The organism is Formosa bonchosmolovskayae (assembly GCF_051016085.1).
Classification (GTDB): domain Bacteria; phylum Bacteroidota; class Bacteroidia; order Flavobacteriales; family Flavobacteriaceae; genus Formosa.
The window spans coordinates 3,012,740-3,026,989 of record NZ_CP174605.1 but is presented as its reverse complement, the minus strand read 5'-3'; the positions used below and the strand labels follow the sequence as shown (position 1 = coordinate 3,026,989).

Here is a 14,250-nt window from a genome sequence, read left to right as displayed (position 1 = left end):
ACTATATTATTTACTCTTTTTATAAAACTTAGCATATTTCACATAAGCAAAGCCTGCTATTACAGCGACAATCCCTAAAGTGATCAAGATAAATTTAACACTTACAATCTGATCTCCACTAGCATAAGAATGCAGTCCTGCTAAGTAAAAATTCACTCCAAAATAGGTCATCATAATACTAGAAAATGCTAAAACAGATGCTAAATTGTACCCGAAACGGCCTCTTAACCCTGGCACTAAACGCATGTGGATTACAAACGCATACACCATAATACTAATTAATGCCCATGTTTCTTTAGGATCCCATCCCCAGTAACGTCCCCAACTTTCGTTAGCCCACATTCCTCCAAGGAAGTTTCCTATTGTTAACATGACTAAACCAATGGTTAAGGCCATTTCGTTAATTACGGTTAGCTCATTAATATTAATCAGCATTTTATCTTTGTTCTCTTTATTGGTGAAAATCATTAGGAATAATACGGTTAAACCTAAAATCATACCTATAGTAAACGGACCATAACTTCCTACAATTACTGCCACGTGAATCATTAACCAATAACTATCTAAAACCGGTTGCAAGTTTGCTATCGCTGGATCCATCCAGTTCCAATGAGCCACCATTAAAATCATTGACGTCACCAAAGCTGTAGACGCAATGGTTAAATCACTTTTTCTTCCTAGAAGTAATCCAAACAGCATGGTTGCCCAAGCTACATAAATCATAGACTCGTAGGCATCACTCCAAGGCGCATGTCCTGAAATATACCAACGTGCTATTAATCCTAAGGTATGCAACACAAACAAAGCAACTACAATCCATTTAAATACGGTAACACCTACATTCACGGCTTTACTTTTGCTCTTAAAAATTTGAACAATTAGTATCGTAAACATTAAAATTCCAGCATAGAGATAATAACTAAACAGGTTTTTAAAAATATCGTAATGATTATATAAAATTTCAGTTCTTATCTTTTCATCCGATAGCATGACATCACTACCATATTGCTCTTGTGTTTTATGAAAAGCATCTAATAACTTATTTGCATCGGTAAAATCGCCTGTTCTCTTTGCTTGATTCAGCGTCATTAAATAGGCAGAAAAACCACTATTTATAAAATTTGAATACAGAGAATCTTCAACTTTAAGCGTTCCTCCTTTATATTCTATTGAAGAGATCCATTTGTTATTTTCATCATCTGGAATAGGAAAAATTCGCAATGAACGTCCTTCAATTGTATTGTATAATAAATTTACGTGCTGATCGGTTTCCTTGAATTCCTTTTGAAATCCGTTAGGAATTGGTGCTTTATACGCTTCTTCTAAATATGGTCCTAATTTATATGCACCACGGTCTGTAAAGAAATCGGCTAAAGTTGCAAATTTCTGATCTTTTGGAATCCCAATTATCGAACGCAACGAATCGGCTTTCTTATATTTTAAATATACAATTGGTACATTATACCATAACAACGGACTTTCGTGCATAGATAAAAACACCTGATCTGCATCTAAACCTGCATAAGTATCTGAATTTGATAATTTACGTAACAACTCTGAAGCGTACGTATTAACAGGCATCATACGCCCGCCAATATCCTGAATAACCATATGCCCAAATTTATCGGCATGATCTTGTGGTACCTTATTAGCAACTAGAATAGAATCTATTTGCGCTTTGGTTGGCTTTACACCATGCGCATGTCCATCGTTGTCCGAATGTCCTTGTGCAAATCCGTTAAATGCAAAACACAAGAGTAAAATTGAAAGCAATTTGGCTTTCTTCGCTTTTATCTTATCAAGTTTTCTGCGTAAATCTCCAAATCGCGTTCCTTTAGTAACTAGTGTTGCTAACATCCCAAAATACAATAAGAAGTAACCGATATACGTAAATAGTGTGCCATAATAATCATGATTTACAGACAGAATTGTTCCTTTTTCGTCAGGATCAAATCCAGATTGAAAAAAGCGATAGCCGCGGTGATCTAAAATATGATTCATAAAAATCTTATAATCAAAATCGCCTTCTTCTTCATCTATAACAGTTACCTGACTAGAAAAGGCAGAGTAACTATTTTCAGTTCCCGGATAGCGTTCGGCTTCAAAATCATTAAGTTTTACACTAAACGGAAGTTCGATAACTTTAGACCCGTATTTTAAGGCGAAATCCAAACCACCAACTTGCACTTGTTTAAAGGCACCGTTAGAACCTTTCCCGCCTAATAATCCAACTTCTTTAGTTTCTCCGTTTGCCGTTACATTAAGAATAACGCCATCTTCATCGTTTTTAAGAAATTCTGCTTTTTTAACAATTCCGAAAGTACCTTTTACCACTGGCTTAGGAAATACAAGTTGCATATCTCCAATAACATAACGTGAACGTAGAATTAAAGGTTGTAAACTATCTTTTACCAACTTCCCTGTTGCCATAGTGGCCATGGTTAAATATTCGCCTTCAAAAGGAGAATCTATAAAAATACCCTCATCGGTAGTGCTAATATTAATAGCACCATCTGTAGGCTTATTTAAAGAAATTAATAAACTATGAATGCTCTGAACTTCTCCAGATTTTAAAAAGTGATTGTGAGGTTGTCCGTTTCCAGCTTCGACTAGCTTTAAATACGATTCCCCATTTTCGTCTGGAATAATATCTTCCTCTGCCCCACCAATAAAATCGGTCATTTCAATGGTTACCGGCTGTTGGTCGTATTTTGTTTCAATTTTAAAAGAATTATCTAATCGCTTAGAAAAATCGACTTCCTCTTCTAATGGCAAACGTTGTGGTACGCCATCAATCATATAATCACCATCTATAAATGCAGTGATATACGTTTTTTGAGATAAAAATGTGTTTTCTGTGGCGCCTTCTCGAATGGCCATCATCCCTTCAAAACCAATATATCTAGTAATAAAAGCACCTAAAAGGATTAAAATAAAAGATAAGTGAAGCACTAAAGACGCCCATTTTTCTTTTTTGTACAAACGGTAACGTTTAATATTCCCAATAAAGTTAATTACGAAAACAACCATAATGGCTTCAAACCACCAAGTATTATAAATTAAATTTCTAGAATAAGGTGTTGGAGACGTGTCTTGTCCAGCGTCAAGAAATGTACCGATAGCCATGGCTGCAGCAAAAACTATAAACAATATGGATGTTAAACGTGTGGAAAAAAGAATCTTGGCAAGTTTGTTTTGCATAGCGGTTTCTCTTGATTTTAAGTGCGCAAATTTAGTGCTTTTTGTTCGGTTGTTGGGTACGTATTAAACGCAAAGACTGTTAAAATTAACCTAATTTTAAGATGACTAAATGCTATTCTTTATTTTGTCTTGCTTGAAAGATATTTAAGTATAAAAATGTCCCCATTTTACGAGCTCTTTGCTTCGCATTATTAGCAATATCGCCTTCAAAAAGCTGATCGATTGTTTCTAACCAAAGGTTTAACCAAGCGCCAAAATGCTGTTCGGAAATTGCATTGTTATTTTCTTCGTCTACTCTAATATGTGTCTCTAATGGATTGCCATAATATTTTGTTTTTAAAAACAAACTCGATTCCCAAAACGACGTTAACCGATCGATATGTTCTGGCCAATCGGTAATAATAGGTTCAAAAAAAGGCCCTAAAAAATCGTCTTTTCTAATTTTATCGTAAAACGCAGATACCAGTTTATGGACATCTTCGCGATTTTTAATATCAGATTTTATAACATCCATTACTTTAAAATTTAAATTCCTATAAAGTGAATCGCAAATATAGTTTACATAAAACAAAAGAAGCTACTTAACTCCTGCATAAGTGAATTTGATCTGCTAATTACTGAATTTATCTAGCTATAGCCATAAAATATTTTTAAAAAATGTATTTTAGCAGGATGATTTCAGTCGTATTACTTGGCGCAGGAAATGTCGCCACTCATTTATATAAAGTGTTTCATAATTCTGATGCAATTACTGTAACACAATGGTACAATAGGCATATTGATAAAATTTCCACCTATAAAAATGAAGTATCTGTTACCGATTCCCTTATAGAATTAGTCGAAGCAGACCTCTACGTTATGGCCGTTAGTGACGATGCCATTGCCACTGTTTCTGAAGCGTTACCGTTTCAAGACCGTCTTGTAGTGCACACATCCGGTACCGCTAGTCTTTACGACTTAGATGCTAAGCATAGGCGTGGCGTTTTTTATCCGTTGCAAACCTTTACAAAAGATGCCACTATAGATTTTAACACTATTCCGTTGTGTATTGAAGCTTTGAAAAAAGCGGATTATAAATTACTAAAAACATTGGCACATGCTATTGGGAGTCAGGATTACAAAGTCTCTACAGAACAACGTAAACGCCTACATATCGCGGCCGTATTTGCTAACAATTTTACCAATCAGATGTATCGTATTGCTCACGAAATCACTGAAGCCAATCAAATAGAATTCGATGTTTTAAAACCATTAATTCTAGAAACAGCTAAAAAAATTCAGAATATGTCTCCCTATATGGCGCAAACCGGACCGGCAACTCGCGGTGATAAGCAAACCATTAAGAAGCATTTAAATTTAATAGAAAACCCGCAACATAAAGCAATCTATAAGCTATTAACCGAATCAATAACAGAAACTCATGGAAGAAAAAAGCTATAAAGAATATTTAGAACACATAACCACTTTTATTTTTGATGTGGATGGTGTTTTAACCGATGGAAACGTCACAGTAACCACGACAGGAGAAATGCTTAGAGTTATGAATATTAAAGATGGTTACGCTTTAAAAACTGCGATAGATGCCGGTTATAGAATTTGTATTATCTCGGGCGGTTCTAATGAAGGGGTGCGTAAACGTTTACAAGGCTTAGGTATTACCGATATCTTTTTGGGAGCACATAATAAGCTAGATCAGTTAGATGAGTATGTTCAAAAACACGATATTAAAACAGAAAACATACTTTACATGGGTGACGACATTCCAGATTTCCCAGTGATGCTTGTTGTAGGTTTACCAACTTGTCCACAAGATGCCGTTCCCGAAATTAAAAACATATCGAAATACGTATCTCATAAAAATGGTGGCAAAGGTGCCGTTAGAGATGTTATTGAACAAGTGCTAAAAGTACAAGGCAATTGGAGTGGTAATTTCAACTCGAAATACGACTAACATGAAGGTGTTAAACCTGATTCGTTGGAAAAACCTATTACTCCTTATTCTTGTTCAAACCCTGCTTAAATACGCTTTATTTCCTGTATTTAGTGTAGACACGGCCTTACTGGATTGGCAATTTGCCGTGCTTGTATTGGCCACAATATGTCTTGCCTCTGCAGGAAATATTATAAACGATATTTACGATGTAGAAACCGATTCGGTAAACAAACCCCATCGGGTAATAATTGGTAAATCGCTATCGGAAACTACAGCTTATAATTTATTTATTGCATTAAATGTTGTTGGCGTTGGCTTGGGATTTTATTTATCTCATGCCATCGAGAAAAGCAGTTTTTTCGCGCTTTTTGTTATTATCTCCGTTCTTCTCTATTTATACGCTAGTTATTTAAAACGCACGTGTATTATAGGAAATATTATTATTTCCATTTTAGTGGGCTTAAGTCTAATTATTGTTGGACTATTCGATTTAATTCCTGTAATAACCTTCGAAAATCAAGCCAACCAACGGATGGTTTTCCAACTGATTATGGGCTATGCAGGTATGGCTTTTCTCCTCAATTTTATCCGTGAAATTGTAAAAGATATAGAAGATATAAATGGTGATTACGTGTCTGGAATGCAAACCTTACCCATTTTAATAGGGAGAAGTAGAGCATCTAAAATTGCACTTATATTAACCTGTGCCCCGTTAATATCCTTAATTTATTACGTAATTATCTACCTATATAGCGGACCCTTAAAAGTTGCATATTTTATCTTTTTAATAATAGGACCTTTGCTTTACATACTCTTTGAACTTTTTAGTGCGAAATCTAAAAAAGACTATCACAAAATTAGTAATGCGCTTAAATTAGTTATGTTAACAGGCGTATTATCCCTACTTTTATATCCCTTAACTCAACTATAATGCTTCATAAAAACATAAGTAATCATAACATAATTTTAGCTTCTGGATCTCCTAGAAGGCAACAGTTTTTTAAAGATTTAGGTTTAGATTTTTCAATAGTATTAAAACCTGTAGACGAGGTATTTCCACCACGGTTACGTCATTTTGAAATTAGTGATTATTTAGCACAGCTTAAAGCACTTCCTTTTAAAACAGATTTAAAACCTAAAGACATTTTAATTACCAGCGACACCATTGTATGGAATAATGAAACCGCTTTAGGAAAACCAAAAAATTCGGACGAAGCTTTTAATATGCTAAAATCTTTAAGCAATAAAACACATGAAGTCATTACATCGGTTTGTTTTACATCATTAGACTTCGAAAAGACCGTAAATTCTGTTACAAAAGTAACATTCAAGGCACTTACAGACGACGAGATTAACTACTACATAAAAAACTTTAAACCCTTCGATAAGGCCGGAGGTTATGGCATTCAGGAATGGATTGGCTATATAGGCGCAACTAAACTAGAAGGCTCCTATTTTAATGTTATGGGACTTCCTACAGATGTGGTGTATCGCGTTTTAAACGAAATGGTATCGTAAATAATTCTATTTATAACATTCCTAAAAAAACCTGTCGCTACATATTTCATGTATTTTTAAATGAATTATCTTAGGAAAGCATCTTAAAAACCTAATATTGATTTGTTACACATGCATATAACTTAAACTTATCTAACATATTAGAAGAAAAAGAATAATATCTTTACACCTTCAATTTAGATAACATAATTATGTTAAGATTAATATATACTCTGCTTCTTTTATTAATGATGATAACGGCACAGGCACAAAATAGCAAACCTAATATTGGTGTAAACTTAACTGGTTACGAACGTTACTGGGAAGGAAAAACCTTAAATTATAAAGATATAATTGACGAAATTGATGAAATTCATAGTCGTGGTATTAACGATGTAAGACTGCCGGTTTCTTTTGAGTATCAATTTAAACAAGAATCAGAAAATAGATATTTAAGAGACCTACGTAGAATTGCAAAATATATTAAGAAAAAAAACATGACGCTAATTGTGTGTTATTTTGATCACACAATTAACAAAGAGACTAATTTCACCAATGTAAATATTATAAAAAACAATTGGAGACTTATTAGTAGAGCTTTAAGAAAGTACTCCAATCATGTGTACTACGAACTTGTAAATGAACCCAATTTATATCCCGAACAATGGGACGCTGTAGTGCCTGAAATTGTTTCTGAAATAAGAGCAGAAGACCAAGACACGAAAATACTTATAGGTGCAACAAATTATAACAGCATCTATGAATTATCTAGAAAAAAACCATTTCCGTTTGAAAATATTATTTATGTTTTTCATTTTTATGAACCATTTATATTTACCCATCAAGGTGCCGATTGGGTTGGAAATCAAACTAAAACTATAGGTATTCCTTATCCTTATAACCCCAGTAAGATGCCAAATATGGCTCCTGAAGCTTTGGGTACTCCTGGAGAGGTTAACTATAATGACTATAAAGACATGGCTAATAAAACATCCTTAAGTCATAAAATAGATATTATTGTTAATTGGGCAAACCAAAATAATGTGGACATATGGTGTACAGAATTTGGGGCCATTAATACTATTGCCCCGGAGTATAGATGTCAATATTTTAAAGATATTGTTGCTATCTTTAAATCCCATAATATAAAATGCTACCTATGGGAGTATCAAGGGAACTTTGGAATAACAGACAACATTAATATTTTAGATTGCTTATAACTAGTTTACAACCTTTACAATAGAAAAAGTATCTGAATGGTAAACCACTTTACTCCTTATAGAATACGTACTAAATCCATTATTTTTCTTAAAATTAAAATTGGTTGCTACTTTATCTAAAAAATGATAGGGTGATTTTTTGTTGGTAACAATAATGTAATCGCAATGATTATCGGGATAATAAATTGCTTTTTCAAATTCTGCAGAACTGTTAGATATAAAAAAGTTATTTTTATTATTATAGGCTATTATTGGATACAGGATTGATCTATCAGATAATACTACAGAATTTTCAGGCGTATTTGAAGCTAAAAACTCTCCAGCTTTTTTATATTCTAATAAAACAGGGTTCTGCTCCTGCTCGACTACACTCTTATAATAGATTTGTTCTGAAGTAAACGACGAATTTTTTAAATATAAATATTCCCCATAAATACTTCCTACAAATAAGCAAGCATAAAATATATAGCTTAATTTTTTTAGATTAAAAAAGGTTTCAGTTGTTGTGGCCATAGACGCTAAACCACAAGCTATAAGTATTGAATAGTAAGACAAACTCATATAATCTACAATACTATCTCTTACCAAAAGATGCAACAGTATAGGTGCCAAGACTAAAATAAAAACTTTTAATCCTTTTTTATAATGTGTAATTAATTCAAAAAGATAAATAGGCAGTAAATAAATCACAATATGAATGAACGAAAAATCGTTAACCGTTCTGTTATTTAAGCCTGCAAGAGTATCTGTTTCTAATAAACTCAGGAAGCTATTACCATTCCATCTCGTATCTAATGAATCGTAAAAATAAAAGAAATCATTCCCCATTAAATAATTAATGAATAAGTATAAGAGTAATGTTGTAATGGGAAAAAAACCAATAATAAACACCATAGAAACTAAACGCCCTCTTAGCTTTCGTCTTAATGAATGGTGCTGCGTAATCTTAACATACTTAATAATAATGTTTGCAGATCTTAATCCTTTTATTCCGAAAATACTAAATACAAATGCATATAATAATAACAGAATTAACAACCATAAAATTCTATAATCCAGAAAAACGGCTAAACTTAAAATAATACTAAGTATAGTAATATGGTAGGTAGTGAATTTTTTAATATAATTAAACAAGTAGTAAAAAATTAAAAAATACAGTATAAGAAAGGCATACACAGAAGTTCCTGATGTGGCCGCATAAATAGTGACAGGACTAAACAAGAAATATAAAAACAAGAGTCCTTTAATTACATTATTCTTTTCCTTCCCTACCACAGTGACAACGGTAGTCGCAAAAAGCGACATGTAAAATACAGATGCAAAAAACGGTGCATCTTCAGGACTAAATATAGAAAAAGGATAAGATAAAACATTAGTTATTAACGGGTAAGACAAGAAAAAGTTTTTGACTAACTCGCCACCTTGGAATAAGCTATTAATATGACTAGTAATAAATAGTGGTTCAAAATTTAAATAGCCTGTTTCGCGTATTACTGTTATTATAAAACTAAAAAAAGCTATATAAATAAACCAGATTATAAAAAAGACTAGCGTAGCACTCTTTGACTTAATTTTATCCATACCGCGTTTAATTCTTCTTTTTAGTTAAACCGTGATTAGTTTTTTCCCAATAAAAAGGTTTGGTTATTAACTGATGTAAGCCTTTGTAAGCAGAAATTGAGTGCATAAGCCAATACACAGGATTTGCTAATGCATATATTATTAAAGAATATGATTGGCGCTTAAAAATTGCAATCATATTTGTGTAAATCATAATTAAGTTTCCTAAGGTGAAATTAACTATAGAAATAATAATTAACCAATCTGGAAATAGTAACTCTATCCATTTGCTTTGGAAAAATATATAAATCAGTAAAAAAAGCAATAGTATAGGATAACTTAAAAATGTAAACACCGTTCCACCTATAAAAAATTGAAATCCAAAAAACCCTCTAGTTCCAATAGATTTATACAATTTTACAGGATTACGCATGTGTACTAAGTACGTTTGCATATACCCCTTAATCCATCGCGAACGTTGACGTATCCAGTTAAAAAAGTCGTTATTAGCTTCTTCGTATGTCGTTGAGTTAAGTACTGTAATTTTATAGTCTTTTGCATAACATCGTAAACCTAGATCGGCATCCTCGGTAACGTTAAAACCGTCCCATCCTCCAAGTTCCATAAGTTTATCAAACTTAAAATGATTACTTGTTCCACCTAACGGAATTGGAATTCTAAGATTATCCAGACCTGGCAACATATAATCAAACCAATAAGAATACTCTAGAGTAAACATTTTGGTTAAAAAGTTTTCATTCTTGTTAAAGTAATTCAAGGCACACTGTATCGCGATGTAATCTTCTGGAAGTTTTTGAAATAACTTATAGGTTTGTTTTAATTGATCACTATCCGGAATATCCTCTGCATCATATATTGTTAAATATTTTCCTTTAGAGAAGTACAATCCGTAATTACAGGCTTTAGGCTTAGTTTTAGGTTGCGCATAAGGAATAATTACCGGTTCAAAATTAGTAGGAAATTTCATTTCTCTAATTGCATTATATGTCATCTCATCATCCGACTCAATTAACAATTTTGCATCTAACTTTTCAATGGGATAATCTAGATTATTTAAGTTCCAAACTAGTTTCTGAATAACTTCAGACTCTTTAAACACCGGTAAATGAATGGTATAAATAGGTAAATCTTTATCCTTAATTAATTCAATTTCCTCTTTACTGACTTTACTCTCCAACTCTGTTTTAGAACCGTAAATAGTAAGCATGAATTTAAACAGGATGGAGTATAATAGAAATAGGTTTAATAATAAGTTGGCTCCAATTAATGTGTCAATAAAATTGAAATATAAAAACACTAAAAAAACCAAAAACATAACACCTAAAGCAATGACTTGCTTCTTTGTAAAGGTTTCAATAGCACAACTATTAGGATCGTTTTCGTATAAATGGAAAACTGATTTATGTAAAATCTCTCCCCCATATTTTATATGAAGTGCTTTTATTAAATCCAGCTCATTGGTCACAAAAATTTCCGAAACTGTAACGTTTAGCTCTTCTTCGACTAATCTAATATTGTTAATATCGGAAGGATCTGCAACAACAAAAGCAGTCTTATTATTGTGTTCAATGGGAAATATTAACGTATCTAAAAACAGCGTAAAACGCTCGTGCGTATCAGAAAAAGATTTGTATTCCTCTATGGTATCACAGTTAATGTTATAAGTAGGCAGTTTAAAGCCTTCTAATACTTTATTGTAGTGAAAACGAGATACAAAACCATGATTAAGCGCTGTTTTAAGAAAAGATTTATTTAATTTAACTTTAAAGCGTTCGATTTCAGACACCTGCTTACCGCTAAGCAAGTTACTTTCAATAAATAATTCTTTTCTATGTATGTTAATATTAAAACTTGCCATTCAATTATAGTTTTATAACACTAAATATTTGCCATCCTCTACCAATAGACACGTTTCTGTCGTATAAATCTGTAAAGCCTCCAGCATATAAAGCAAATCTAGGATTAAACTCATACCCTAAATTTAGGGTAGCTTTTATATAATCGAAATCTGTAGTTACTTGAATATTATCTTGAGACACTGTAAAATCGTCTCCTCTAGACAATAGTACTTCTAAACTCCCTAAGACCACAAATTTTTCCGTAATTCTATATCCTTGTGTCCCATATAATTTAAATTGTAATGGTCCGCCGTCGTAAAACTTTTTTACACCAAGTGATAATTCATGAAAATTATCGTTAATTCCCATCCACTCCGAGTTTCCTGAAATACCAACTCTTAACTCGGTTCCTACTTTTCCAAAGCCTGTAAACGGATTCTCATCGTTGCTATATGCCGGAATAATGGTTGTAAACGACCCCGTTAAATAGTGGTATTTACCCATGTTTTTTAAATGCATGGTAACCCCTAATTCCATATCGCCAAACTCACTATTTTCGTCTAAAGTATAATCGTCTGAATAGGTGCTTTTCACATAAGGAAGTGTTCCTATTAAACTCAGTTTATGACTTATTAAAGCGGTCGAAAAATAGAGTTTATAGGTATAGTTTTCGTAATAACCATTATTATCGAAATCAGATTTATTACCATTTTCATCTCTTTTGGTATCTGTATAATAGTGAGACACGTATGGAGATAACAAAACCTCTCCTTTACCTTCTAACCAAGAGTTTTCGCCTTGAAACCATAAATTTTCAGTTTGTGCCTCCGGTTGTTCTACTGGTAACACTGGGGTTTGTGAATAGCATATGCATGCATTCAGAACCAAAAGAAGACTAACAATTTTAATTTTCATCTTTAATTTTTGCTTTAGACTCTTTAGATTTTTGATAAATAAACATTAATATTAATATTACTAATATTAATAAGACAGCTACAATAAACAGTCTGTATTTACCCCAAAACTCGTTTAGTTCGGAATTTAATTTCGTTTTGTCTTGATTATCTTGAATTACTCTTAAATCGAAAAAGTAAGCATCATCGTTCTCTGCAACAATTACATTTCCTGTATTTGAAATGGTTTGTTCTCTAATATTAGAAACTAAAGATGATAAGGTGCTTTCTTTATAATCTTGAGGAACGTTAATTAACATTACAGGAGAATCGTTATAATAGAAAAGCTGATTGAATCCCATTTCTTTTTGATACTCTACATTAAATAAGAAACTAAATTCTTTTAGAAGCGGACTAAACTCTTCCGAATCGTATTCTGCCGTGTTGTTTTTAAATTTTATAAATGCCGCATCTCCGTAAAACTCAGTAAACTTATCGCCATCCGCGCTAATAATAATTTTAGACGTTTCCGAATCTGCTTTAATATCGTTTAAATTGGCAACTTTTATTTGAGGGTAAATAAACCCTAATAATCCGGCTTCTCCTGGATTAATAATGTCTATTAATTCCGATAGTGTACCCACTAATTTATCTTCGGCACCTAAATCGGTATAAATCGCTAATGGTTTTGATTGGAAGTTTTCTGGAAATCTAAAAAATGATAAAGATGATGACACATCATATCCGACTGGTTTAAAATAGGAATTCACATTGTCTATCTGACCGTAAAAATTTGCTGGAGCAATTTCACACAAACCACCTTTAGGTATAAAATAAAACTCATATCTAAAATTGTTATCTTGTTCCATTACAAGATCGTCAAAATCGAAATCGATGTTTAATTCGCCCGTATTATCTAATTTATAAGAAGTTAAAAAATTATCATTAAAATATAAATTAAAATAACCGTGTTCCTTATCGTCTAAAGGTCTGTACTTACCTTTAATACTAACGTTCATTTTCTTTACGTTAGATCCAAATTTAGCTCTTGGAATAGAGATATTAGAACGTAAATATCCAATTCCTTCCAAAACACCATTTTGTGCGTCTAACTCTTTAAAATAAATAGGGTCGTAATCTTTTCTTTCTGGAATATCTAATAATTTAGTTTGCTTATTTACAAATACATAATCTACATAAGACGAATTTAGTAAATGCTTTTGCAACATAATATTTGCGGCTTTACTAAATCCTAACTCTGTTTTTCCGGTGACTACAATATTTAGTCCGTTAAAAATTTCTAAGGTTTTAGGATCTTTATACTCATCTTTAAAAACACTGATTAAACCAGCATCGTCACTCTTAAAATCAGGAAGCTTACTTGATATTTTTTCGCTTAACGTATTAAAAGGCATTAATACAATGGCATTACCAAGCACACTGTCGCTAAAGTCTTCAATACTTTTAATCTCTAGCTCTAAACCATAAACACGCTTTAAGTAAAACTTAATATAAGAGGCATACTGAATATTATTGATATCATTGTCTTTGCCTAAAACAATATATTTAAGATCTGGAATTATAAAACTAATTGTTTTGTCTATAACCGTTTTCTTACTAGGTAAAACGTTATAAGAGAAAAAGGAATTATCGGTGAGTTTAACCCAAAAACCACCTTCAGAATATATTTCGCAAATATCATCACCAATTCTTAAATTGGTTTTTACAGTTAATTTTATAAACCCAGAAACAATATACTTCTCTTTAACAGGGATTTTAAAACTAACGATTTGGTTTTGATCTTTTAAAAATCGTGTTTCTATAGGTGTATCGGCCAGCAGAATAGAAATATAACTTTGATCAAAATTAAGTACACTAGAACAGGTAAATTCTAAATTAATATAACTATTAAGTACATCAATATTCTCGTTAACCGGAATGTAAATATTTTCTATACCCTTAGAGCCGTCTATGGTTATTTCCTCGGCATAATCGTATGCCTTAAAATGCTCTACAACCTGACCATATCCAGTTGTTTGTAAGCTTAACAAGATTGTTAATGCAATAAAATAATAATTTTTCATCAT

Annotated in this window: 11 protein-coding genes; 5 read left to right on the top strand and 6 right to left on the bottom strand. The window is 32.3% G+C overall.

Annotated elements, in window-relative coordinates; translation table 11 throughout:
• Positions 1-6: 6 nt before the first annotated feature.
• Together ccsA and ACKC83_RS12830 are read right to left on the bottom strand one after the other, a co-directional pair.
• A complete protein-coding gene (gene ccsA, locus ACKC83_RS12835; protein WP_434035808.1) occupies positions 7-3,201 on the bottom strand; it encodes a cytochrome c biogenesis protein CcsA in 3,195 nt (1,064 codons plus the stop codon).
• Between the two features lie 112 nt (positions 3,202-3,313).
• Positions 3,314-3,715 (bottom strand): group III truncated hemoglobin, encoded by a 402-nt coding sequence (locus tag ACKC83_RS12830; protein ID WP_434035807.1) that lies wholly within the window; start codon positions 3,713-3,715, stop codon positions 3,314-3,316.
• Positions 3,716-3,873: 158 nt separating this feature from the next.
• Here ACKC83_RS12830 and ACKC83_RS12825 point away from each other — a divergent pair, with 158 nt between their 5' ends.
• The 5 genes from ACKC83_RS12825 to ACKC83_RS12805 all read left to right on the top strand — a co-directional run bounded on the left by ACKC83_RS12825 (position 3,874) and on the right by ACKC83_RS12805 (position 7,851).
• A complete protein-coding gene (locus ACKC83_RS12825) occupies positions 3,874-4,641 on the top strand; it encodes a Rossmann-like and DUF2520 domain-containing protein (RefSeq protein ID WP_434035806.1) in 768 nt (255 codons plus the stop codon).
• Positions 4,622-5,152 carry a KdsC family phosphatase gene (locus ACKC83_RS12820; RefSeq protein WP_434035805.1) on the top strand — a complete coding sequence of 177 codons (531 nt, stop codon included), beginning with the start codon at positions 4,622-4,624 and terminating at the stop codon, positions 5,150-5,152. The genes ACKC83_RS12825 and ACKC83_RS12820 overlap by 20 nt, the downstream gene beginning before the upstream one ends.
• A 1-nt stretch (position 5,153) precedes the next feature.
• Complete coding sequence (locus ACKC83_RS12815; RefSeq protein ID WP_434035804.1) at positions 5,154-6,065, top strand: geranylgeranylglycerol-phosphate geranylgeranyltransferase; 912 nt, start codon at positions 5,154-5,156, stop codon at positions 6,063-6,065.
• Positions 6,065-6,652, top strand: coding sequence for a Maf-like protein (locus tag ACKC83_RS12810; protein ID WP_434035803.1), 588 nt, complete (start codon positions 6,065-6,067; stop codon positions 6,650-6,652). The genes ACKC83_RS12815 and ACKC83_RS12810 overlap by 1 nt, the downstream gene beginning before the upstream one ends.
• Positions 6,653-6,843: 191 nt before the next feature.
• The gene (locus tag ACKC83_RS12805) at positions 6,844-7,851 is read left to right on the top strand and encodes a glycoside hydrolase family 5 protein (RefSeq protein WP_434035802.1); all 1,008 of its coding nucleotides are present in this window, start codon (positions 6,844-6,846) and stop codon (positions 7,849-7,851) included.
• Here the strand turns inward: ACKC83_RS12805 and ACKC83_RS12800 are convergent, their stop codons facing one another.
• Genes ACKC83_RS12800 through ACKC83_RS12785 form a run of 4 tightly spaced genes read right to left on the bottom strand, consistent with a single transcriptional unit; the run spans position 7,852 to position 14,250 of the window.
• Entirely contained in the window at positions 7,852-9,432 is a 1,581-nt protein-coding gene (locus ACKC83_RS12800) for a hypothetical protein (protein WP_434035801.1), read from the bottom strand.
• A 7-nt stretch (positions 9,433-9,439) separates the two neighbouring features.
• A complete protein-coding gene (locus tag ACKC83_RS12795) occupies positions 9,440-11,290 on the bottom strand; it encodes a glycosyltransferase family 2 protein (protein WP_434035800.1) in 1,851 nt (616 codons plus the stop codon).
• A 4-nt stretch (positions 11,291-11,294) separates the two neighbouring features.
• Complete coding sequence (locus tag ACKC83_RS12790; protein ID WP_434035799.1) at positions 11,295-12,185, bottom strand: hypothetical protein; 891 nt, start codon at positions 12,183-12,185, stop codon at positions 11,295-11,297.
• Positions 12,175-14,250: a cellulose biosynthesis cyclic di-GMP-binding regulatory protein BcsB gene (locus ACKC83_RS12785; protein WP_434035798.1), complete on the bottom strand. Its 2,076-nt coding sequence runs from the start codon at positions 14,248-14,250 to the stop codon at positions 12,175-12,177. The genes ACKC83_RS12790 and ACKC83_RS12785 overlap by 11 nt, the downstream gene beginning before the upstream one ends.

Excerpts from the sequence above, each read along its gene's own strand:
- ccsA (WP_434035808.1), bottom strand. The coding sequence starts at position 3,201 with ATGCAAAACAAACTTGCCAAGATTCTTTTTTCCACACGTTTAACATCC.
- ACKC83_RS12830 (WP_434035807.1), bottom strand. The coding sequence starts at position 3,715 with ATGGATGTTATAAAATCTGATATTAAAAATCGCGAAGATGTCCATAAA.
- ACKC83_RS12825 (WP_434035806.1), top strand. The coding sequence starts at position 3,874 with ATGATTTCAGTCGTATTACTTGGCGCAGGAAATGTCGCCACTCATTTA.
- ACKC83_RS12820 (WP_434035805.1), top strand. The coding sequence starts at position 4,622 with ATGGAAGAAAAAAGCTATAAAGAATATTTAGAACACATAACCACTTTT.
- ACKC83_RS12815 (WP_434035804.1), top strand. The coding sequence starts at position 5,154 with ATGAAGGTGTTAAACCTGATTCGTTGGAAAAACCTATTACTCCTTATT.
- ACKC83_RS12810 (WP_434035803.1), top strand. The coding sequence starts at position 6,065 with ATGCTTCATAAAAACATAAGTAATCATAACATAATTTTAGCTTCTGGA.
- ACKC83_RS12805 (WP_434035802.1), top strand. The coding sequence starts at position 6,844 with ATGTTAAGATTAATATATACTCTGCTTCTTTTATTAATGATGATAACG.
- ACKC83_RS12800 (WP_434035801.1), bottom strand. The coding sequence starts at position 9,432 with ATGGATAAAATTAAGTCAAAGAGTGCTACGCTAGTCTTTTTTATAATC.
- ACKC83_RS12795 (WP_434035800.1), bottom strand. The coding sequence starts at position 11,290 with ATGGCAAGTTTTAATATTAACATACATAGAAAAGAATTATTTATTGAA.
- ACKC83_RS12790 (WP_434035799.1), bottom strand. The coding sequence starts at position 12,185 with ATGAAAATTAAAATTGTTAGTCTTCTTTTGGTTCTGAATGCATGCATA.
- ACKC83_RS12785 (WP_434035798.1), bottom strand. The coding sequence starts at position 14,250 with ATGATGAAAAATTATTATTTTATTGCATTAACAATCTTGTTAAGCTTA.